The organism is Dyadobacter psychrophilus, assembly GCF_900167945.1.
Lineage (GTDB): Bacteria > Bacteroidota > Bacteroidia > Cytophagales > Spirosomataceae > Dyadobacter > Dyadobacter psychrophilus.
Map to the genome: position 1 here is coordinate 560,569 of NZ_FUZA01000001.1, position 22,765 is coordinate 583,333.

The 22,765-nt window shown below is 44.7% G+C and carries 21 protein-coding genes; 11 read left to right on the forward strand and 10 right to left on the reverse strand.

What is annotated here, in order from left to right; genetic code table 11:
• Nucleotides 1-33 precede the first annotated feature (33 nt).
• Both B5X68_RS02555 and B5X68_RS02560 read left to right on the forward strand, forming a co-directional pair.
• The gene (locus B5X68_RS02555) at nt 34-822 is read left to right on the forward strand and encodes an SDR family oxidoreductase (protein ID WP_082213094.1); all 789 of its coding nucleotides are present in this window, start codon (nt 34-36) and stop codon (nt 820-822) included.
• Nucleotides 823-860: 38 nt separating this feature from the next.
• Nucleotides 861-1,877, forward strand: a complete 1,017-nt coding sequence (locus B5X68_RS02560) for a zinc-binding alcohol dehydrogenase family protein (RefSeq protein ID WP_082213095.1) — start codon at nt 861-863, stop codon at nt 1,875-1,877.
• Here B5X68_RS02560 and B5X68_RS02565 read toward each other — a convergent pair whose 3' ends face one another.
• The 7 genes from B5X68_RS02565 to B5X68_RS02595 all read right to left on the reverse strand — a co-directional run bounded on the left by B5X68_RS02565 (nt 1,878) and on the right by B5X68_RS02595 (nt 8,698).
• Nucleotides 1,878-2,996 carry an ABC transporter permease gene (locus tag B5X68_RS02565; RefSeq protein WP_082213096.1) on the reverse strand — a complete coding sequence of 373 codons (1,119 nt, stop codon included), beginning with the start codon at nt 2,994-2,996 and terminating at the stop codon, nt 1,878-1,880.
• The gene (locus B5X68_RS02570; RefSeq protein ID WP_082213097.1) at nt 2,993-4,099 is read right to left on the reverse strand and encodes an ABC transporter permease; all 1,107 of its coding nucleotides are present in this window, start codon (nt 4,097-4,099) and stop codon (nt 2,993-2,995) included. The genes B5X68_RS02565 and B5X68_RS02570 overlap by 4 nt, the downstream gene beginning before the upstream one ends.
• The gene (locus B5X68_RS02575) at nt 4,096-4,839 is read right to left on the reverse strand and encodes an ABC transporter ATP-binding protein (protein ID WP_082213098.1); all 744 of its coding nucleotides are present in this window, start codon (nt 4,837-4,839) and stop codon (nt 4,096-4,098) included. The genes B5X68_RS02570 and B5X68_RS02575 overlap by 4 nt, the downstream gene beginning before the upstream one ends.
• A gap of 21 nt (nt 4,840-4,860) precedes the next feature.
• Nucleotides 4,861-5,772, reverse strand: coding sequence for an ABC transporter ATP-binding protein (locus B5X68_RS02580; RefSeq protein ID WP_082213099.1), 912 nt, complete (start codon nt 5,770-5,772; stop codon nt 4,861-4,863).
• Between the two features lies 1 nt (nt 5,773).
• Nucleotides 5,774-6,706 (reverse strand): HlyD family secretion protein, encoded by a 933-nt coding sequence (locus B5X68_RS02585; protein WP_082213100.1) that lies wholly within the window; start codon nt 6,704-6,706, stop codon nt 5,774-5,776.
• 39 nt (nt 6,707-6,745) lie between these two features.
• Nucleotides 6,746-8,011: a TolC family protein gene (locus tag B5X68_RS02590; protein WP_229208259.1), complete on the reverse strand. Its 1,266-nt coding sequence runs from the start codon at nt 8,009-8,011 to the stop codon at nt 6,746-6,748.
• Nucleotides 8,012-8,086: 75 nt separating this feature from the next.
• Nucleotides 8,087-8,698, reverse strand: coding sequence for a TetR/AcrR family transcriptional regulator (locus B5X68_RS02595; RefSeq protein ID WP_082213102.1), 612 nt, complete (start codon nt 8,696-8,698; stop codon nt 8,087-8,089).
• Between the two features lie 281 nt (nt 8,699-8,979).
• Here B5X68_RS02595 and lepA point away from each other — a divergent pair, with 281 nt between their 5' ends.
• From lepA to hslV, 4 genes are all read left to right on the forward strand, one after another.
• Nucleotides 8,980-10,767, forward strand: a complete 1,788-nt coding sequence (gene lepA / locus B5X68_RS02600; protein WP_082213103.1) for a translation elongation factor 4 — start codon at nt 8,980-8,982, stop codon at nt 10,765-10,767.
• Nucleotides 10,768-10,904: 137 nt separating this feature from the next.
• On the forward strand, nt 10,905-12,620 hold the full coding sequence (locus tag B5X68_RS02605; protein WP_082213104.1) for a pyruvate dehydrogenase complex dihydrolipoamide acetyltransferase: 1,716 nt from the start codon (nt 10,905-10,907) through the stop codon (nt 12,618-12,620).
• Between the two features lie 37 nt (nt 12,621-12,657).
• Nucleotides 12,658-13,065 carry a hypothetical protein gene (locus B5X68_RS02610; protein WP_082213105.1) on the forward strand — a complete coding sequence of 136 codons (408 nt, stop codon included), beginning with the start codon at nt 12,658-12,660 and terminating at the stop codon, nt 13,063-13,065.
• 104 nt (nt 13,066-13,169) lie between these two features.
• Nucleotides 13,170-13,709 carry an ATP-dependent protease subunit HslV gene (hslV, locus tag B5X68_RS02615; RefSeq protein WP_082213106.1) on the forward strand — a complete coding sequence of 180 codons (540 nt, stop codon included), beginning with the start codon at nt 13,170-13,172 and terminating at the stop codon, nt 13,707-13,709.
• 3 nt (nt 13,710-13,712) lie between these two features.
• Here hslV and dacB read toward each other — a convergent pair whose 3' ends face one another.
• Complete coding sequence (gene dacB / locus B5X68_RS02620) at nt 13,713-15,185, reverse strand: D-alanyl-D-alanine carboxypeptidase/D-alanyl-D-alanine endopeptidase (protein ID WP_082213107.1); 1,473 nt, start codon at nt 15,183-15,185, stop codon at nt 13,713-13,715.
• A 120-nt stretch (nt 15,186-15,305) separates the two neighbouring features.
• Here dacB and B5X68_RS02625 point away from each other — a divergent pair, with 120 nt between their 5' ends.
• The 5 genes from B5X68_RS02625 to B5X68_RS02645 all read left to right on the forward strand — a co-directional run bounded on the left by B5X68_RS02625 (nt 15,306) and on the right by B5X68_RS02645 (nt 20,653).
• On the forward strand, nt 15,306-16,730 hold the full coding sequence (locus B5X68_RS02625) for an MBL fold metallo-hydrolase RNA specificity domain-containing protein (protein WP_082213108.1): 1,425 nt from the start codon (nt 15,306-15,308) through the stop codon (nt 16,728-16,730).
• Nucleotides 16,731-16,764: 34 nt separating this feature from the next.
• The gene (locus tag B5X68_RS02630) at nt 16,765-17,718 is read left to right on the forward strand and encodes an acetyl-CoA carboxylase carboxyltransferase subunit alpha (RefSeq protein WP_082213109.1); all 954 of its coding nucleotides are present in this window, start codon (nt 16,765-16,767) and stop codon (nt 17,716-17,718) included.
• Nucleotides 17,719-17,726: 8 nt separating this feature from the next.
• Complete coding sequence (locus B5X68_RS02635) at nt 17,727-18,362, forward strand: HAD family hydrolase (protein WP_082213110.1); 636 nt, start codon at nt 17,727-17,729, stop codon at nt 18,360-18,362.
• The gene (locus tag B5X68_RS02640; RefSeq protein ID WP_082213111.1) at nt 18,352-19,554 is read left to right on the forward strand and encodes a site-2 protease family protein; all 1,203 of its coding nucleotides are present in this window, start codon (nt 18,352-18,354) and stop codon (nt 19,552-19,554) included. The genes B5X68_RS02635 and B5X68_RS02640 overlap by 11 nt, the downstream gene beginning before the upstream one ends.
• A gap of 67 nt (nt 19,555-19,621) precedes the next feature.
• On the forward strand, nt 19,622-20,653 hold the full coding sequence (locus tag B5X68_RS02645) for a phosphotriesterase family protein (RefSeq protein ID WP_082213112.1): 1,032 nt from the start codon (nt 19,622-19,624) through the stop codon (nt 20,651-20,653).
• Nucleotides 20,654-20,660: 7 nt separating this feature from the next.
• Here the strand turns inward: B5X68_RS02645 and B5X68_RS02650 are convergent, their stop codons facing one another.
• Both B5X68_RS02650 and B5X68_RS02655 read right to left on the reverse strand, forming a co-directional pair.
• Nucleotides 20,661-21,479, reverse strand: a complete 819-nt coding sequence (locus B5X68_RS02650) for a class I SAM-dependent methyltransferase (protein ID WP_170916558.1) — start codon at nt 21,477-21,479, stop codon at nt 20,661-20,663.
• A 114-nt stretch (nt 21,480-21,593) separates the two neighbouring features.
• Nucleotides 21,594-22,715 (reverse strand): sensor histidine kinase, encoded by a 1,122-nt coding sequence (locus tag B5X68_RS02655; protein ID WP_310588584.1) that lies wholly within the window; start codon nt 22,713-22,715, stop codon nt 21,594-21,596.
• Nucleotides 22,716-22,765: the final 50 nt, after the last annotated feature.

Sequence of the window (22,765 nt, forward strand, 5' to 3'; positions counted from 1 at the left end):
GTCGTCCGCATTTTTAGCTAATATTATTCAATCATGGATTTACAATTGAAAGATAAAGTCGTTATCGTGACCGGTGGCGCAAAAGGAATTGGTGAAGGCATTGTGCATGTGCTTGCGAATGAAGGGGCAATTCCCGTGATCGTAGGCCGCAATGCCGAAGACAACCAAAAAGTGGTTGACGCGCTTTCAGCCAAAGGAATCTCCTCCTTCCAGGTGGTGGCAGAACTTACCGGGCCCGAAGCCTGCGAGCAGGCAGTGGCGGCTGTCTTAGAAAAGTTCGGCCGCATTGACGGGCTTGTCAACAATGCGGGTGTTAATGATGGCGTTGGGTTGGAAAATGGCAATTATGAGGCTTTTATGGCTTCATTGCATAAGAATGTCGTGCATTATTATCTGATGGCACATTATGCACTGCCTGCGCTCAAAGCTTCCAAAGGTTCTATCGTCAATATTAGTTCAAAAACGGCGGATACGGGCCAGGGTGGCACATCTGCTTATGCCGCATCCAATGGCGGCCGCAATGCGCTGACGCGTGAATGGGCCGTCGAGCTTTTGAAATATGGCATCCGTGTAAATTCGGTGATCGTGGCGGAATGCTGGACGCCCCTTTATGAAAAATGGATTGAAACATTGCCCAATCCACAGGAAAAACTGGCATCCATCACCGCGCATATTCCATTGGAAAACCGGATGACAACAGCCGAAGAAATTGCCAATATGACCGTTTTTCTGTTATCTCAGCGTTCGAGCCACACCACGGGACAGCTGATTTATGTGGACGGCGGATATGTGCATCTGGATCGTGCGCTAGCCAATTCTTAATATTTTCAACAAAAAATCTAAGTTAATTCCATTCAATTATGGAAGTTTTGGTTTGTACAACACCCGGTGAATTTGCTTATCAGCAAGCCGAAAAACCTGCATTAACCCCGGGAAATACCATTCTGAAAATCAAACGGATCGGCATTTGCGGAACGGACCTGCATGCATTCGAGGGAACGCAACCTTTCTTTAATTATCCGCGCATTCTAGGTCATGAACTGGCAGGGGAAATTGTGGAAACCGACGGCGCACCGGGATTTTCCGTTGGTGAAGCAGTAACATTTATTCCTTATTTCAATTGCGGAAAATGCATTGCCTGCCGGAACAATAAACCCAATTGCTGCACCAGTATTCGCGTTTCCGGCGTGCATATTGATGGCGGAATGTCTGAATATCTGTCGGTTCCCTCCTACTCGCTTGTGCACGGAAACGGTTTGAGTTTTGATGAACTGGCACTTGTGGAAATGCTTTCGATTGGCGCACACGGCATCAGGCGGGCGAATGTGGAACAAAATGAAACGGTTTTAGTCGTTGGTGCCGGGCCTATTGGACTCGGAACTATGGAATTTGCACGCATTGCCGGAGCAAATGTGATCGCGCTGGACATTAATGATGGCCGATTGGCGTTTTGTCGCGAAAAGCTGGGCGTCGCACACACGGTCAACGCATTGACCGACAATGTTTTGGAAAAACTAAATGAAATTACGAACGGTGATATGCCAACCGTAATTGTAGATGCGACCGGTAATTTGAGAGCCATTAACACTGCTTTCGGTTACCTTGCGCACGGCGGCAGATATGTGCTCGTGGGCCTGCAAAAAGGAGAAATCAGTTTCAGTCACCCGGAATTTCACAAGCGCGAAGCCACATTAATGAGCAGCCGCAATGCAACCCGCGCGGATTTTGAGCATGTGATCAGCAGCATGAAAAACGGGCACATTGATCCTACTACTTACATTACCCACCGCGTGGTTTTTGGTAAGGTAAAGGATGAATTTGAAGGCTGGCTGGACCCGGCCAACGGAGTGATCAAAGCAATGGTTTCGTTGGATTGATCAGTTTGTTTTCTTATAATTCAAAATCGCCCAGCCATTTAAAATAACGGCCATCAGCGAAACTACGCCCATTTGCGGCAACACATCCTGAAATCCACTGCCTTTCAAGATCACCATCCGCATCACTTCGATCATATACCGGACCGGATTGATGCGGGTGATCAGTTTGGCCCAGTAAGGCATGCTGTCGATAGATGTAAATAGGCCGCCCAGCAGGATAAAAAGCATCATAAAAAAGAACATGATGAACATCGCCTGCTGTTGTGTGTCACAAAAAGTAGAAACCAAAAGCCCGAAACCAAGCACGGTAAGCAGGTAAATGGCAATAAAAACGTACAGTACAAGCAGGTTGCCGATGGGAATGATCCCATAAATCACGCGTGCTAAAATCAGTCCGATTGTAAAAACGATCATCGCTAAAATCCAGAATGGAATTAGTTTTCCAAGGATAAAAATGTGCTTCTTAATGGGTGTAACATTGATTTGTTCAATCGTGCCGACCTCTTTTTCCTTGACAATGTTCAGGGCTGTGAGAAATCCTCCGATCATGGTCACCAGGATGGCCAGAATACCCGGTACGATGAAAACTTTGTAGTTCAGCGCCGGGTTAAACCAATTGGAAGCGACCACATCAATCACCGGAAACTGGCTGAATCTGGGCTGCTGAACCAGTTGCATGCGAATGTCTGCATTAAAATTGCCAATAATGCTGCTCAGATAGGCTCCGCCCAGATTGGCCTTTGTACCGTTAATTGCATTCACCGCCACGAACAGCTTTTGCTTATCCTCCCGGATCAGATTCCGCTCGAAGCCCTGTGGGATTTCCAGGATCAAATCGGCCTTATCGGACTCAATTAACTGAAATGCCTCCTTAAATGAGCTGTTGTATCCTTGCAATTTGAAGTAACCCGAAGCAATCACTTTTGAAACCAGCTTTTGGGAATAAGTGGATTTATCATTGTCAACCACCGCCAAGTTGACATTCCGGACTTCGTAATCCGCTGCCAGCGGCATGACAATGAACTGAATAACAGGCATTACAAATATGAGCGTGAGGATGGCCTTATCCCGAAAAATCTGCCGGAACTCTTTGCGTAATAAAAATCGAAGTGTCCTCATTGCAAGCGGATTTTAAAGCTTTTTAAACTTACTGTGAGTAAAAACAACGTCATTCCAGCCAGGATTAACGTTTCTTTCCAAAGCGAACCAATGCCCAACCCCTTGATCATGATGGATTTGACAATAATGTAAAACCATTTCGAAGGAATAATGTTGGAAATGACCTGCAACGGCACCGGCATGTTTTCAATGGGAAATAGGAAACCGCTGAACATCATGGTTGGCAGTAGCATGCCCATCAGGGAAATCAACATGGCGATTTGCTGCGAATCGGTTTTGATGGATATAAAAATCCCCAGCGCTAAACAGGTGATAATGAACAAAGTGCTTTCTAAAAACAGCAAAAGTAAGCTTCCTTTCACCGGAAGGTCAAGCGCAAAAACACTCAGAAAAAGGATCGCAGTAACATTAATCAGTGAAAGGATCAGATAGGGAAATGCTTTTGCAAAAATTACTAAAACCGGCTTAAATGGCGATACAAGGAGGATTTCCATCGTTCCCATCTCCTTTTCCCTGACAATGGAGATAGCAGTCATCATCACCGAAACCAGCATTAATACAAGCGCCATTACGCCGGGCACAAAACCATGCGCGCCTTTGAGTTGCGGATTGTAAAGCATGCGTGTTTCAGGAATAATCTGATAAGGAACCAAAAGATTTTCATTGATTTTGGCCTGGTAATCTTTAATGATCGCGGTCAGATAATTGGTGATCATATTGGCTGTATTAATGTCCGTAGCATCCGTAATGACCTGTATCTGAGCCTGATTATTATGTAAAAGATAACGATTAAAGCTCGCCGGAAAGACAATAACGGCTTTGATTTTGCCTTTTTGAAAAGTTGATAACATCTCCTTATGCGTCAAAGCGGCATTTCGAATGTTAAAATAACGGCTCGCCGCAATCTCAGTAATGATCTGTTGTGAAGCATCGTCTTTTGCATAATCCACAACAAGGATTTCGGAGTCCTTCACCTCATTGGTTAATGCAAAACCAAAGATCAGGATCTGGGCGATTGGCATCCCGAAAAGGATAAGCAATGTTCTCCTGTCGCGCAAAACGTGGAAAAATTCTTTTCTGACAAATGCGATAAATTGTTTCATGAATCTGCTCTTTTTGCGCTTCTCGCTAATTGATAAAACACTTCGTCCATCGAGTTGGCTTGAAATTGCTTTTTCAGATTTGCCGGCGTGTCCAAAACCTCTATTCTGCCGTCCACCATGATGGATATACGATTGCAATATTCGGCTTCGTCCATATAATGAGTTGTCACGAAAACCGTAATTCTGCGATCCGCGGCCTCATAAATCAAATCCCAGAACTGACGTCTCGTTACCGGATCAACGCCTCCCGTCGGCTCGTCCAGGAAAACGATTTTCGGTTCGTGCAGTACAGCAACTGAAAATGATAATTTTTGTTTCCAGCCCAAAGGAAGCGAACCAACGAGTTTTTTCATCTCACTTTTTAACCCCAGCTTGCTGGCCAGCTCTTCTGTCTTTTCTTTAATTTCCTGATCCGTCAGCCCGTAAATACCACCAAAAAACTCGACGTTTTCCAGCACTGTCAGGTTTTCGTAAAGTGAAAATTTCTGACTCATATAGCCGATGTTCCGTTTGATCTTTTCGGTTTCGCTATAAACATCATAGCCTGCAATGGTTGCTGAGCCGGATGTCGGGGCTGATAAACCGCAGAGCATGCGCATAGCAGTGGTTTTGCCCGCGCCGTTTGCGCCCAGGAAGCCGAAAATTTCACCTTTGTTCACTTCAAAAGAAATCTCATTCGTAGCAATAAAATAGCCAAAACGCTTCGTCAGCTTGTCACATACAATGACTTTTTCCTCCATAACCGTCAGCAGCGCTGGATTTTAGTTTAATAGTTTAATAAATGAATCCTCAATGGTTGCAGGAATGCGCTTGATCTCAATTCCCGAAAGCCCCTTATCCGTCAGGAAATGCTCCAAATGCGCTGTATCTAATTTCTCAGACCTGAAAGTCGCATGGGCATATTCTCCAAAAGCATAGCTGTTTAGCCTGTCCGGGAAAGTTTCCAGACTTTTCAGCAAGCGGTACATTTCATTCGCCTTAATGGCGTAAAGATTTGCAGGATAGGATCTTGTGACATTATCGGGCGTGTCAATAGATAAAATCTTTCCGTTTTGAATTAATGCGATCCGGTCGCAAAGGGCGGCTTCGTCCATGTAAGGGGTTGACACAATGATGGTTATGCCTTGTTTTTTCAATCTTCGCAGCATTTCCCAAAATTCTTTCCGCGAAACAGGGTCAACACCGGTGGTCGGCTCGTCCAGAAACAATGTGGTCGGTTTATGGATCAATGCACAGCATAGCGCGAGTTTTTGCTTCATTCCTCCCGAGAGTTTTCCCGCGCGACGCTTTTTAAATGGCTCTATCTGAACATAAATGTCCTGGATCAAATGATAATTTTCAGTCACCGTTGTGCCAAAAACCGTTGCAAAAAAATTCAGGTTTTCTTCGATGGTAAGATCCTGGTAAAGCGAAAATTTTCCTGGCATATAGCCCACGGAACTCCTGATCTGTTTGAAATCCGTGACAACATTGAACCCGTCCACAGTTGCGGAGCCTTCGTCAGGCAGTAACAATGTCGTCAGCATTCTGAAAATACTCGTCTTACCTGCTCCATCCGGGCCAATCAATCCGAAAAGCTCGCCTTTGTTTACGGAAAAGGAAACATTATCCACAGCCAGGACTTTACCCTTGCCATAAGTCTTCGTGATATTTTCGACAACAACCGCTTCCATATCAAAGGATTACTTCACCATACATGCCTATTTTCAAAAATCCGTCATTCTTCAACCTGATCTTAACCGCATAAACCAGATTGGCGCGCTCGTCTTTCGTCTGAATCGTTTTGGGCGTAAATTCCGCCTTGTCACTGATCCACTCAATGGTGCCGGGCAGTTCTTTGTATTTTCCTTCCTTCTCGTCCACCAGCACTTTCACCGTTTGGTTAAGCTTTACGCTTGTCAACTGATCGCCAGTCACATAAGCACGCAAAATGATCGTAGTCAGGTCTGCAATTTTATAAAGTGGCTTGCCTGCAACGGCCATTTCATTTTCCTCCGCATATTTCGAAAGCACGGTGCCGCCAACCTCATTCATGATTTTGGATTTTGCCAGCTGATCATTAACCTGCTCAATCTGAACATATAACGGAACCACGTCCGCCCTTAACCCCGAAGTTTGCGTCCTCAGCACAGACGCTTGCGCAGCATCCTGGCGATTGATGACTTCCAGTTGTTTTTGCAACTCACTGATCTGCGCGTTAATGTCATCCAATTGTTTTGGCGTGGCCGCATCGGCTTTGAGCAGGTTCTGAATGCGTTTTTGTTCATGGAGCAAATTATCCAGTCTCGTCTGGGAAACAGCCAGTTGCTGTTTGTACACATTGGTTTGCGCCACAATGTCGGGTAACTTACTGCCTGTTGCCTTTATCTGCGCTTCGAGTTGTTTCTTCTTCAAATACAGGGGCAGACTGTCGATATAACCCACTTTTTCACCCGCTTTCAGCAATTGTCCTTCTTCCAGCTTGAATTCGATAATCCGGCCGGTTGCTTCTGCCGAAACAATTGTTTCGATGGCTTCAAACGTGCCCGAAGCATCATATACGTTCTCTTTGCCCTTGCAGCCGACAACGGCCATGGCTATCATTAAAATAAATCCGGTTGTCTTCATTATTTCTGAATATTTACTGCTAATAATTTTTGTAAATGTTTATTGATCAATATTTTGTCCTAGTGTTGTACGCACATTGTAAGTTGACATCAACAGTTGTATTTCATGCAAAATGCGGCTCAACCTCGCCTGATCCTCCGCGTTGACCTCCCTCAAATAATCATTCGTGTTGATCACGCCGTTTTCCAACTGCGCAGCCGCGGTCGTCTTCACACTTTCGCGCAATGCAATGATCTCATTATCAGATTCCAATAATTTTTCCAGTTTGATCAAATCCGCATTTTGCTGTTTCAGGCTCAGATTTGTGTTGTATACAAAGACCGCCTGCTGCACTTGAATGGACTCCCGGTTATTTGCGATGAGCGCACGGTCATTTTTTGCCGTATATAACCCTGACAGCGACCAATTCAGGCGGATCCCGGTAATGTAATAGGGGTCGAATCCGTTGTTGAGAATGTTGAGCGCAGGCCGTCCATAACCGCCCTGAAAAAAGAAATTCAGCTTGGGACGATTTTTCACTTTTAATAATTTGTCTTGAATGTCAAGATTTTGACGCTGATAATCGAAAAGTCGCAATTCGGGTCGGCTCATATCACCCTCCAGTGAAACCGTTTCAGGCTTCGCTAAAACTGTCGATCCAGCTAAATCCTGGCCTATTAGCAAGCCCAGCATATCGAGATACGCTTTGCGGTTAGACGCAAGTTCCGTGGCGCGCTGTTCGGTTTTCAGCAATTCGGCTTTGAGCGTGTTTCCATTGCTTTTGAATGCTGTTCCGTTGTCAATGAAGGCTTGTATCTTCTTAACTCCCAGCTCAATGTCCTTTTTTAAAAGCGCATTTTGTTTCAATTGTTCGTCCAGCATTAGTATTCCGAAAAAGATCTGGTTTACGCGCTCATTCAACTTATAAATTTCCACTTCCACTTTTAGGGTTTCCATGATCGCGTTCTGCTTATGCGACTCAATCTGCGTGCGCACCGCTCCCCCATCATAAATGGTCTGACTAACCTCTGCGTAAACCTTATATTGATCCTTACTGATGCTGGGAAACTCTGCGCCCGGAATCGCGATGGGAAGCTTAAATTCCGTTACCGCGGATTGATAAGTTGCCTGCCCCAAGACAGAAATTTGCGGCAAATAACCCTTCGCAGCATTTTCTACCGAGAAATTTTCTGTTTTGCGGATCAGTTCATATTGCTTGATCAGCGGATAATTCTTCCGTGCGAGCATGTAGGAATCGTTGATCGTCAAGACTTTATCTTGCGCAAAGGCAGCGACAATGGTTAGCCGACTAAGCAGTATAAACAAACAGATTCGAAATGGGTTAATCATTTTATTTATTCGTTTTATTTAATCATTTGATTAATTATAAACCAAAAAAATTTACGCTTTCGCCAGCATCATTTTGAGCCACTCCGGGATCAGCTTTTTACGCTGTTCCATCAACGCCAGGTAATTTTCTTCTCCGCCGGTAACGGTTTGCAGAACGGGTTTCCCCACGAAAGGAAAGATGATCATTCCGAGCAAATTCATCAGGAAATGAAACGGGTGGATTTCGGTCCCTTTTTCCTGTAACTGCTTCACAAAAACCGATTGCGTCAAATGCGTTTTCGCCTGCAACCTATCTGCGAAACGCTCGGGATCATTCCTTAACTCGCTCAAAACGAAGATCGGAAGGTCCGGATGTTCGATCAGCATGTTGATATAGTTTTCCGTTATTTTTTCAAATTTCTCTTCCAATGTTGTTGCCGTATCATTCAATATAGGGGTTAAAATCCCAAAGAGCTTCTGGATCCGCTCCGCCATAACAATGTCAAACAACTTTTCCTTACTCCTGAAATAGTAATTCAGCAACGCCAGATTGATCCCAGCTTCTTCCGCAATGTCCCTTGTCCGCGCGTTACCATATCCTTTTTTGGTAAAAACTTTGCTGGCAGCTTCCTTAATTTTCTCCTCCGTCGACAGGTCAATTTCTGCCTTCACAACTTTCGCCATTTGTAATTGAATGAATTAGTGCCTCAAAACTAGGAGAAAGAATTTAGTTATACAAATTATTTAATCAAATGATTAAATAATTTACTTTAAGTGATTGCGCCGAGCTGACCTGGATATTTACATCAATTGAAAAGACAACCTGCAACGGTTTCTGCGGAAGTATTTGCTTTAAGTTTGAAGTTCAATGAGAAAAGCTGTTGAAATATTAATTACCCTCGTAATTTTGCAGATGCTTTGCATCAGACTTTTACGTGCAGGGCGTTGGAACAGTAACTACTTTCATGAAGAAAATTCGTAATTTTTGCATTATTGCCCATATTGACCACGGGAAAAGCACACTGGCAGATCGTTTGCTGGAATTCACAAATACTGTAAGCAAGCGCGACATGCAGGCGCAGTTACTCGATAACATGGATTTGGAACGTGAACGAGGCATCACGATCAAGAGCCATGCGATCCAAATGACTTATCCCTACAAAGGAGAAGAATATACTTTTAACCTGATTGACACCCCGGGCCACGTTGATTTTTCATACGAAGTTTCCCGTTCTATTGCGGCTTGCGAAGGTGCATTGCTGCTCGTAGACGCTTCTCAGGGAACAGAAGCCCAAACGATCTCCAACCTGTATCTGGCGATCAATCATGACCTTGTTATTATTCCTGTTTTAAATAAAATAGATTTACCAGGCGCAATGCCGGAGGAAATCAAAGACGAAATGGTGGACCTGCTCGGCTGCGAGCGGGAGGACATTATTCCGGCAAGCGGAAAAGAAGGAATCGGCATTGAGGCCATCCTGAATGCGATTGTTGAAAGAATTCCAGCGCCGGTTGGCGATCCGGCTGCACCATTGCAAGCACTTATTTTTGACTCCGTTTTCAATTCATATCGCGGAATCGAAGTTATTTTCCGGGTTAAAAACGGGACGATCAGAAAAGGTGACCGCGTTAAATTTATGGCGACGGGCAAGGAATACATTGCCGATGAGATCGGGACACTTGGATTACAACAGATTCCAAAGCAAGTGGTGGAATGCGGCGACGTTGGTTATTTGATCTCGGGGATTAAAGTCGCTAAGGAAGTTAAAGTAGGCGACACATTTACGCACATTGACAGGCCTGCAAGTGAAGGAATTGTGGGCTTTTCAGAAGTTAAGCCAATGGTTTTCGCTGGTATTTATCCGGTTGACACGAGCGAGTTCGAAGAACTCCGCGAGGCAATGGAAAAGCTCCAACTGAATGATGCAGCGCTTGTGTGGGAACCGGAAACATCTGCGGCATTGGGCTTCGGGTTCCGTTGCGGTTTCCTTGGGATGCTGCATATGGAAATCGTTCAGGAACGTCTGGAACGGGAATTTGATATGACTGTCATCACTACGGTCCCTTCGGTGCAGTTCCGCGTCTTGAATACGAAGAACCAGTTACTAAATATCAGCGCTCCATCGGAAATGCCTGATCCTAATCACATTAATTCGATTGAGGAACCATATATCAATGCACAGATCATTACGAAGTCGGATTATATTGGTCCTATCCTGAACCTTTGTATGGATAAGCGGGGAATTCTGAAAAACCAGGTTTACCTTACTTCCGAGCGCGTTGAGCTACAATTTTTGATTCCGCTTGCAGAGGTTGTTTTTGACTTTTTTGATAAGTTGAAGACCATTTCAAGAGGTTATGCATCGCTGGATTACGAACTATCCGGCTATCAGGAATCCGATATGGTGAAACTGGACGTCATGTTGAATGGCGAGCCGGTTGATGCGCTTTCAGCCATAGTTCACCGAACGAAGTCTTATGAATGGGGTAAAAAACTCTGCGAAAAGTTAAGAGAACTGATCCCTCGTCAAATGTTCGAAATTGCGATCCAGGCGGCTATTGGCCAGAAGATCATTGCTCGTGAAACCGTGAAAGCGATGCGGAAAGACGTTTTGGCGAAGTGTTATGGCGGTGATATTTCCCGTAAAAGAAAGCTGCTTGAAAAGCAGAAAAAGGGTAAAAAACGCATGCGCCAGGTTGGTAATGTGGAAATCCCGCAAGAGGCGTTTATGGCCGTGTTGAAAATCAATTGATTAAATCACAAAAGTTCAGCCAAGCGTTGTTTTGGTCAATTTTATGAAGTGAAAGGTCACACCTATTCGCGTTTTATTGTAATTTTGACTGAATTCTAATTTTTTGACCAAGAAACTAAAATACCTTAACAAGCGATATGGCAGAAGTAATTCGTATGCCCAAGATGAGCGACACCATGGAAGAAGGTGTTATCGCAGAATGGCACAAAAAAGTTGGCGATAAAATAAAATCAGGTGAGATCATTGCTGAGGTTGAAACCGACAAAGCGACGATGGATCTTGAATCCTATTATGACGGCACTCTTCTTTACATTGGCGTTAATAAGGGCGATGCGGTTCCGATAGACGGCATTATGGCTGTTGTTGGTGCCGAAGGCGAAGACTATAAATCATTGCTAGAAGGTGGTTCGGCTAATGGCGCTTCTAATGGAGCAAGCGTTGAAGAACCCGCTAAGGAAGAGTCAAAATCTGCTCCTGCGGCAGCCGCTCCGGCTGTTGAAACAGCTACACCAGAACCTGCAAAAAAACCTGCTCCTGCTGCTTCGGCTGAAAAAATCAATGCAGTCGTTGTCAGAATGCCGAAGATGAGCGACACGATGGAGGAAGGAACATTGGTAGGATGGCAGAAAAAAGTTGGAGACAAAGTAAAATCAGGTGACATCCTGGCCGAAGTTGAGACTGACAAGGCTACCATGGAGCTGGAAGCATACGAGGACGGAACGCTTCTATATATCGGTATTAAAGATGGCGAATCTGTTCCTGTTGACGGCATTATTGCTGTGATCGGTGAAGAGGGCGCGAATGTGGAAGCATTGCTTGCCCGTGAAAATGGCGAAGGTGGTGCGGAAGTTGAGAACATTGAAGCTAGTGACGAAGGAAAAGCGGCTCCTGCTGCTGATTCTAGCTCAAATGGGGCTGACAAAACGGTTTCTGTTGCCGACTCGGGTGACAGGATCAAGGCTTCACCATTGGCAAAACGTCTTGCAGACGAAAAAGGAATTGATCTGAGCCAGGTTGGCGGCAGTGGCGACAATGGCCGCATCGTAAAACGTGATGTGGATGAATTCAAGCCAGCTGCGGCAGCGGCTGCTGCAAAAACAGAAGCGCCTGCTCAGGCGGCATCTGCGCCAGCTCCTGCGAAAGCCGAACAGCCCGCCGCTCCTGCGACTGGCGACTTTACAGACTCGCCGATCTCACAAATGCGTAAAACCATTGCGCGCAGGTTGAGCGACAGCTTATTTACAGCGCCGCACTTCTATGTGACCATGGAAATTAACATGGACAAGGCAATGGCATTGCGACCGCAGCTTAACGAGGTGAGCCCAGCGAAGATTTCATTCAACGACATGGTCATCAAGGCTTGTGCAGTTGCTTTGAAACAACATCCTGCGGTTAACTCTGCCTGGTTAGGAGACAAAATCAGAAGATATAATTACGTGAATATTGGTGTTGCCGTGGCAGTGGACGAAGGTTTGCTGGTTCCGGTAATCCGCGATGCTGACAAGAAAACATTGTCTACGATTTCAGGCGAAGTGAAGGATCTTGCCGGAAAAGCGAAAGACAAAAAATTGCAGCCAAAGGACTGGGAAGGAAACACGTTCTCGATCTCAAACCTGGGCATGTTTGGCGTAGATGAATTCACCGCGATCATTAACCCGCCAGATTCCTGTATTCTGGCCATCGGTGCGATAAAGAAAGTGGCAGCTTTCAAAGAAGATGGAACGGTTTACCCGCAAAACATCATGAAAGTAACGCTTTCCGCAGATCACCGCGTAGTAGACGGAGCACTAGGCGCTCAATTCCTGCTAGCAGTTAAGAAGTTGCTTGAAGAGCCGATGAGCATGTTGGTTTAACAGAAAACAATTAATCATATCAAAACACAAACACACTATGAACGCAGACAAAAGGTTAGATCAATTAGAACCTGTGATTTCCGAATTGCTAGTGAAACAGGATAAGCTTAGTGAATTGACGTTAAAAATTAGTCGGGTTCTTGATAAGCAAAATGACAATGTTACATTTTTGCTTAAAAATCAGCTTAAAATGTCTGGAAGGATTGATAACATTGAAATCAAGCTAGATGGAATGGACTCGCAATTTAAAGACGTGCTCGCAAACCAGGACTCTATAAAAGCGATTCAAAGTTTACTCTCCGAAAAACAGGAAACAATGTTTGTCACGCAGGAAGCAATGTCGGCCAAGCAGGATTTTTTGTCTAGAATGCAAGAGTCAATGTTGACTGAACAACAGAAAATGTCTGCAAAGCAGGATTTGATCCTTGACATTATCAAAAAGTAGTAGATTTCAATTGCAATGATTTAATAAATGTACAAAGTGTCAGGTTTCTCGACCTGGCACTTTTGTTTTGTTAGGGTTTAAAAGAATTAGTATAAAATCAATTTATGGAAAAAATACATTCGACCACCGTCCTGGGGGTGCTTCATAACGGAACGGTTTCCCTGGGCGCAGATGGCCAGGCTACAATGGGTAATACAGTTGCAAAAAGCAATGTGAAAAAGATCCGGACGCTGATGGGCGGAAAAATCCTTGTGGGGTTTGCAGGATCAACAGCAGATGCCTTTACGCTTCTTGAAAAATTTGAAGAGAAACTGAATGCTTACGGCGGCAATATGAAGCGCGCTGCTATTGAACTCGCAAAAGATTGGCGGACAGACCGTTACCTGCGAAAATTAGAGGCCATGATGATCACCGCCAATAAGGAAGAAATCCTCGTGATTTCAGGAACGGGCGATGTGCTTGAACCTGAAAACGGCATTGCGGCCATTGGATCGGGCGGAAATTATGCACTGTCAGCAGCGCAGGCTTTGAAAAAACATGCAGGACACCTTACTGCGGAAGAAATGGTGCGTGAGGGGTTAACTGTTGCTGCTGATCTTTGCATTTATACTAACCATAACCTGGTGATCGAGAAAGTCCAGTAAGAATTATAAATCAGCCATAAGTGTCATGATCCTTACGAGCGAATCGGTGATGACACGGTTGCTGCCCGGCATGTATTTGTGGGCAATGATTGAAAAGCTGAGTAACGAGCCCGATTTCGACGTAACATAGCCTGCATAAGCGCGGGTTCCTTCGATGGACCCGCTCTTAACATGCATATTACCAGCTGCTTTGGTGCCTTTTCCCAAGTTTCGCACCGTGCCGTTTAGTCCGAGCACGGCAATGCTTTTGTAAAAATCATTGAAACTGGCATCCTTATTCGCAACATTCAAAATGTCCGTGAGGCTATTGGTCGTGATGGAGCCGGATGGTGAAAGGCCACTGCCATCTTTGATATAAAATCCCCTCAAATCTGCATTCTTGCCTGACCAATAAGCAGTTATCGCTTTGGAAGCGTCGTCAAATGCTGATTTACCTGCAAGTCGCTTTCCTGCTTGTTTGAAAAACGCATCTGCATAAAGGTTGATGCTCCAGAAATTTGTCTGCTGACATAAATCGCGCAGTGGCGGCGAATCGTATTTGTCCAGGATTGTTTTCGGATTGGCTGTCGCAACAGGCATTCCGGGTTGTGGCATGCTGGTTTCCCCCACCCCTATTGCTGCACTGATGAGACTGGTTTTCAAAGCATAAGCTGCATATTCTGCCGGATTTGGGATTGAACCTTTGACAGAAAAAACGGGCGAACCCGTCGGAATGGTGCCAGTAAGCACAACTGCATTTCCCAACGGGCTGCTATAAACAATAGTCTGGTCGCCGGAGCCTCTTTCACCCGTAGTAACCTGGTTTACAAATGTAAGATATGGAATCGCTGGTTCGATGCCCAGAAAGGTTGTCGGATCACCAAAGTCGGCACCTGGGTTAAATTTTATTTTGTATAGATTTTCATTGAAATTTAATCCTGAGACACCGGCGCCGTAATAATTTCCTATATCACCCCAAATCCAGGTGCTGGCGATAGTTTCGGTATCAAAGAAAGAAGCGTCGGCGATGACCTTTCCTTTGATGTAGCGGATTCCAGTTTTTTTGACGGCTGCAGTCCATCGGCTAAGCATTTCAATTCCTGTTGGATAACCCTTGAAGCGCTCGCTTCCCAGGGACGGATCGCCGGTTCCGTGAATGTACAAATTGCCGATTAATGTATCGTTTCTGATCACGCCGTCGTGTTCCAGGAATGTTTGGAATTTGAAATCACCACCAAACACAGCCAACGCGGTTGCTGTCGAGACCAATTTCAATGTGGACGCAGATGGCAAGGAGCGTTCTGTGTTCAATGCAAAGACATTCGAAGCTTCTTTTACTTTTTTTACACTGACAGACAGGGAACCGCTTCGCATCAATTCGCTGTTTTCGAGTTCCAGCACGGCATCGCGGAGGTTATTGAGCGCGATACTGTCTATATTTTGGGCATTAACATTAAAACAGAAAAAAAGAAAAAACAAAAACAGGCCGGATTTCATATTAGTTTAGCAGGGTGACTTTCACACAGAAAGAGAAGATACCAAATCTAAACTAGTAAGTAATCTCCAAATCTCAGCCGGTTTTTGGTACTTTTGTAAGATACACCCCATTTCCAACGTATGAAATTGACATTTTGGGGAGCTGCGCAGCAGGTGACAGGTAGCATGTTTCTTTTAGAGACAGATGATTACCGAATTTTAATTGACTGCGGCTCTGACTTTGACTTAGACGAGATAGGTAGAAAAACCAGATATGAGGAGCAAAAAAGTGTATTCCCATTTGATGCGAGTTTAATCAATACAGTCCTTTTAACACACGCTCACATTGACCACTCGGGCAACATTCCAAATTTGTATAAATATGGATTTGAGGGAAGGGTTGTTTGTACTGAACCCACATTAGCGCTCACTTCACTCCTTTTAAAAGACGCTGCCAATTTGCACCAGAAGCGCCTGAATGCGCGCATGAATGGTTCTGCTAAGAAGAGAAGCAAGAAAAAGCGGGAAGTTCCGATGGATTATTTCGTTGAAAAGAACGTAAATGAGGCGTTGGACAACTTTGTGCCGGTTGCTTTTGGCCAGCGCTACCGCATAGCGGATAATGTTACGATTGTTTTTTACGCGGCCGGACATTTGCTGGGAGCCGCTCATATTGTCCTGGAAGTTTATGAAGACGGACAGAAAAAGCGCATTTGCTTCTCGGGAGACATTGGCCGGAGCAACTATCCATTGCTGATTGATCCGCAGGAAATTCCTCAGGTTGACTATCTGATCTGTGAATCAACTTACGGAAACCGCCTGCATGAAGACCAGGGCTCTCCAGTGGAAGCGTTGGCTGACGTCATCAAAAGAACTTGCATTGACATTCCGGGCAGATTAATAATCCCTTCATTCAGTGTGGGACGCACGCAGGCGCTCCTTTATACATTGAACAAGATCTACATGGATCATTCTTTTCCATATTTAAAAGTCTTTTCCGACAGTCCGCTGGCGCATAGCAGCACGAAAGTGTACCAGCGTCACGTGAGAATGCTCAACAAGGAAGCGCGGACTTTTCAGGATGACAATGATATGCTTTTTGATTTCGACAACCTTATTTATCTCGAAAGTTCAGATGCCAGCAAGGCCGTTTCCAATTACAACGAGCCCTGCATTATCATTTCATCGTCAGGCATGGTCCAGGGCGGCCGCGTGGAACAGCATGTGGAGGCCAACATTGGTAATCCTTATGCTACGATCCTGATGATTGGCTATGCTTCCGAGGGCACGCTGGGATGGCGGCTTCTGAATGGGCAGGACACGATTTCAATTCGCGGAAAGCAGTTGCCGGTCTTGGCTAATATTGAAAAAATTGACGTATTTAGCGGCCACGGAGATCAGAACGATCTTTTGAAATTCATTAAAATACAAGATCCGGAAAAGCTCAAAGGCATTTTTCTGGTGCATGGAGAGCAGCAAAGCATGGCTGATTTTCAAAGTAAAATTCAAGAAAACGGCTATAAATCGGTAGAAATACCATTAAGGGGACGCACTTACGAACTTTAAGCTGCCCCATTGCCAACCAAATAAGAACCTGAATATGAGAACATACCTGGATTTCGAAAAACCTATGGCCGAGCTCGAACGCAAGCTCGAAGAAATGAAAACACTGGCGCAAAATAATAATGTGGATTTTTCTGGCGCCATTTCCTTATTGGAAAACAATATAACAGATCTTCGAAAGGAAATATTTGAGAATCTTACGCGCTGGCAGCGTGTGCAGCTCTCGCGCCATCCGGACCGTCCATATACGCTTGACTATATTGAGCTGATCTGCGATGAGTTTATCGAATTGCACGGTGACCGCCAGGTTCGGGATGATCCGGCTATTATTGGCGGACTTGCCAATGTAGGTGGACAGTCTTTCATGCTTATAGGACAACAAAAAGGCCGCAACACGAAGCAAAGGCAGCACCGGAATTTTGGTATGCCTAATCCGGAAGGTTATCGCAAGGCATTGCGCCTGATGAAGCTGGCTGAAAAATTCAATAAACCCATTGTTACCCTCATCGATACGCCGGGTGCATTTCCTGGAATGGAAGCAGAAGAACGCGGTCAGGGTGAGGCTATTGCACGCAACCTGAAAGAAATGTTCATGTTGAAAGTGCCGGTAATATGTATTGTGATCGGCGAAGGAGCTTCGGGCGGTGCGCTGGGAATTGCGATCGGCGACCGCGTTTTAATGCTGGAAAACACCTGGTATTCTGTGATTTCTCCTGAAAACTGTTCGGCGATCCTTTGGAGAAGCTGGGATTTCAAAGAGCAGGCAGCCGAAGCGATGAAAATTACCGCTAAGGATATGAAAAAGAATAACCTGATCGACGGCATTATTTCGGAACCGCTCGGCGGGGCTCATTTGGATCATAACTGGATGGCTGAGGAGCTAAAAAGGGTGATTCTGGAAAACATCAATGAGCTGGCGGCGATCGAGCATCAGGACAGGATTGACCAGCGCATTGAGAAGTTCTGTGCAATGGGTGTAGTTGTTGAATAACCGGAACGATGAAGAATAGCAAAATAAAGAATATCATTTTTGACCTTGGCGACGTAATTCTGAATATTGATGTGCCAGTTGCGTCGAAGTCATTTGCGGAATTAAGCGGCAGGGAACAAGCAGAAATTCTTGAACTATTTAGTAAAAATGCGCTTTTCCGGCAATTTGAAACCGGTGAGCTGGATGAAGCCGGGTTTCGCAATTACGTCAGAAAAATCCTCGACTTCTCTGACCTTTCCGACGAAGCTATTGATACAGCCTGGAACAGCCTGCTGCTGGATCTTCCTCCCGAGCGCGTGGAGCTGCTTCAAAATCTTGCCAAAAATTATCGTCTTTTTCTCCTCAGTAACACCAGTTCGATCCACATTACGCAAGTCAATAAAATCCTTGAAGCGTCAACGGGAATCGAAAAACTGGAAGATCTTTTCGAAACCGTTTTCCTTTCTTATGAAATGGGCTTAATGAAGCCTGATCCACGGATTTATCAAAAAGTGTTGGAGCAGGCAGGCCTCAAAGCAGAGGAAACATTGTTTCTGGACGATAATCTGGCCAACATTGAAGCTGCGTCAAAATTGGGCATTGACACTATCCACGTCCAGAAACCTGTAACCATTTTGGAATATCTCAAAGACTATGCAGTCTAGCACACGCACCTACATCATCCAGGCCGTTCTTTTTGTATTGACGATCATTACCACCACCATGGCTGGGGCGGAATGGATGTATGGCAACATTTTTTCTTTTGTATACGATTTCGCCTATCTGCTGATGGGCAAGGGTGCCGAGAAACCGGTCACCGATGAAACAGTCAAATTATTAGGATGGCCTGAGTTTCAGCACGGTTTTCAATTCTCAATTCCTTTCCTGGCGATTTTGACCATTCATGAATTCGGGCATTATTTTGTCGCCAGGATGCATCAGGTAAAGGTCACGCTTCCTTACTACATTCCTCTTTGGTTTGGTATTTCAAACAGCATAGGCACAATGGGCGCGTTTATTCGCATTAAATCCGTGGTCCGTTCGCGTTTGAAATTCTTTGATATCGGCATTGCGGGCCCGCTGGCAGGCTTTATTGCTGCCTTGGTTGTGCTTTGGTATGGCTTTACCCATTTGCCTCCGCCCGAATATATCTTTTCCATACATCCCGAATATGCTCGTTTTGGTTTGAGTTACCCGCAATTTGCGTATGAAAATGCGTCAGGTAACATCGCCTTGGGAGACAACATTCTTTTTTGGTTATTCAAAACTTACATTGCAGATCCGGCCAGATTGCCGCACGCTTACGAAATGATCCACTATCCATACATTTTCGCAGGATATCTGGCGCTTTTCTTCACATCGCTCAATCTTATTCCAATTGGCCAACTGGATGGCGGACACATTCTTTATGGCTTAATAGGCAAGAAAAGGTTTGATATTGTAGCGCCAATCCTGTTCGGATTTTTCGCGTTTTATGCAGGTTTAGGGCTTTTCACCGCTGAGTCGTTTGCAACAGGAAATAATGCTGTTTTCTACGAGCGCTTTTTCTATCTGGCGATCTACATTTATTTCCTCTATATCTGTTTCAAAAGGGCCAGTGACAGTCCGATGACGGGCTTAATGTTAAGTTTAATCGTTGTAGTAGGCCAATTCGCCGTTTCTTATATCCGCCCGGATTGGCAGGGTTCCACAGGATTTTTGCCATTTATATTTATTTTGGGACGCTTCCTGGGCATCCGCCATCCTGAAACAGATGAAAACGAGCCACTCGACGCCCCCCGCATCATCCTCGGCATCTGCGCATTGATTATCTTTATCATTTCATTCAGCCCCACACCGTTTATCCTGATTGAGTAGAGTTGCGTTGCTGATGAAGTAAGTTTGTGGTTCTTGTGAGGTGAATCAATAATCATTTTAAAATGTGATGGAAGCAAACAATAAACCATCAAAACAAACTTTATCAAGAAGGCATTTTATTACTGCTTGTGCTGGCCTGCCGTTTTTGACCGAGTTTTCTTTTGAAGAGCCATTTACCAATAGTGTTAATGGGAAAATTAATGTCTCCAATCTGGGCGTGACGCTTATTCATGAGCATGTTCTTGTTGATTTTATCGGGGGGGACAAGATTTCGGCGGATAGGTGGAAACATGATGAAGTTATAGCAAAGGCGCTTCCCCATTTATCGGAGATCAAAAAGCGTGGCATTCAGAGTTTCGTGGAATGTACACCGGCGTACATTGGCAGGGACGTTTTGTTGCTTCAAAAGTTATCAGAAAAATCCGGGTTAAATATCTTGACGAATACAGGCTACTATGGTGCCTCGGATAACAAATATTTACCTGCATTCGCATTCAAAGAAACCGCAGAACAGCTAGCCAACCGCTGGATTGCTGAATTTGAAAATGGCATTGAGGGAACAAGAATTAAGCCGGGCTTCATTAAAACAGGTGTCAATAGCGGACCACTTTCTGAAATCCATCAAAAACTCATTAAAGCAGCGGCACTTACCCATTTAAAAACAGGCCTTACAATTTGTTCACACACCGGACCCGCAACTCCGGCCCAAGAGGAACTTGACATTTTGCTAAAATCTGGCGTTAGTGCTACTGCATTCGTTTGGGTACATGCCAGCGGAAGCAATGATGATTTTCAAAGTATCGGGAAAAGTGGTTGCTGGATCAGCCTGGACGGTGTTAATGAAGACAATGTTGAAAAAAGCGCCGAACTAATTTCATTTCTGAAACAACAAGGTTTCATCAAACAAATACTCGTTTCTCATGATGCAGGCTGGTATCGCCCCGGCGAACCAAACGGTGGCGATTTCCGAGGCTACACCACAATCTCAGACAAGCTGCTGCCCTTGCTGAAAACGAAAGGTTTCACAGACGCAGATATCCGGCAAATGATGGTCGGCAATCCAGCAAACGCGTTCGCAATCCGGGTTCGCAAGGTTTGATTGTGTGTTAGCTATTTAACTTATCTTTTATTAAATTCCAATCGTGGCCAATCAGGCTTTCCATGTAAATTTGCCCTTTTTCATCATTTCTTCTCACATACTTTCTGGCTTTACGAAGCAGAAACGGCTCCCTTACAACCGGCACATAGAATGGATCAGAATCCAGCTTTCTTTTAGTTAACAGATGTGTTGTCCTCCTATTAGTATAAAGATTTCTACCGAAATACAGGGCTAGATATTTTAAAGATTCCAGGCTGTAAAAAGATATGTGCTGCCCTGTCTCAGCAGATAAATAGTACCAATTTTTGAAGGATTCCAGATCATCAGGAAGAAGCTCAGTCGTGAAGAGCACGTTATCGGACAATTGAAGAATCTCACCTATTTCTTCGAGTGGATTGGCCAGGTGCTCAAACACCTCAAATGCGGTTACCAGCTCGAAATAAGTTCCCGTGGAAAACTGCTTCAAATCAAAATATTCCGCAAACAGGTTTTGGCAAAACTTGTCTGTATTGTAAAACTTGAAGCCTTTGTCTCGCATAATGCGCGTGAACAGCCCATATCCACCAGCATAATCTAGGAAATTCTGTTTGTAATTGAAAAATTTGATAAGAATCTTCTCTGTTTGAGTTGCAAGGTTAACATTCCTATTCACAAGGCCTACGTCAAGCTTTGTTATAGCCGATTCGTAAGCTTCCGAAAGCCAGAAGGGATTCTCAGTTTGGATAAAACCTGTTTCCTTACATTTAAAATATTTGACATCATACTTTTGGAGAAGTTTAGTTGCAAATAAAAATTCAGTTTCTCCGCCTGTTATCTTACTTCTCATGATCCGCGTGCGCTTGCTGTTTGTGATCAAGAAACACATTTGCAATTACAAATTCAGTTTCGTTTATCAGAAGTCAGATATCAATTATTCTTCGGTAAAAAGCCTACCAATCCCCTACATTTCAATCCGAAAAACTGTCCAGCCGTCTGCGTTGGTTTGCAAGGAAAATGTGAAGCCGTGGTTGATCAGGATTTCGCGGGTTAATGTCAGGCCGATGCCTTGCCCGTCGTGTTTGGTACTGAAAAATGGGTTGAATAGTTGGGCTCCAACTTCGGCTTCGATGGGATTGCCGTTATTCCTGATTGTAAGATCGCTTTGTGAAATTTCGATCCTGATCTCGTTGCCCTGTTTGCATGCTTCGATGGCATTTTTAACAACATTGACAAGCACATGTTCCATTTGACCGATATCCAGGTTTTTGAACACCACTTCCTCTGGTAGGAATGTCTGGATGGAAACCCCATGGCTGGCGGCGGCTGGCTCCATGAAAACGGCAATATCCCTTATAAATTTGTTCAGATCCGTGCGAAGGGGCACCGGCGCTGGCAGCCGAACCACATCTGCAAAATTTCGCATGAATTTTGTCAGCCGCTGATTGCGTTCCGAGGCAATTACCAGAGCTTCCCTGAGATCCTGATAGGAATCGTCCGAAAGAATAGTTGTTGTTGTCTGCAAAATAGAGTCCGTGGCGCCTAATGTATTGTTGACCTCGTGCGCCATCATGCGGATCACCTTTCCATAAGCATTTTTTTCTGATTCAAGCAGTTCATTCGTAAGCTCTTCGATCATCAGGAATGAACGCCGAAAACCCTGATCCATAAAATGCGACCGCTGCACTTTGAAAGTAACCACGCCATTGGTCTTCACAATTTTCGACTCACCATCCTGAATACCTGCGAGTTCGATCAGCAATGCATTGTTTGTTTCCTCTAACAAAAGCCCTTTTAAACCCGCTGCTTCATCTTTGAAATATTCCTCTGCTTTCACATTAAAGGAACTGATTCTCTCATCAAAATCAAGGATAATAATGGAAATCGGTGACGCCGCAATGAGTTTTTCAAGAAAAAAATGCTGCTCGTGCAAGCGTGTGCGCTCCTCGCGAAGCTGGTCTATCATTAGATTGTAAACTTCAATTAATGTGTCGACCTCACCCTTGCCGGTCGGGACGAATTTTATGGAAAAATCTTTGTCCTTAATGGCCTCGATCCCGGATTTCACAAATTGGATAGGTTGCATAAAATTTCGGTAAATCTGAATGGAAACGATCGCAGAAAGCAGCAAAAACA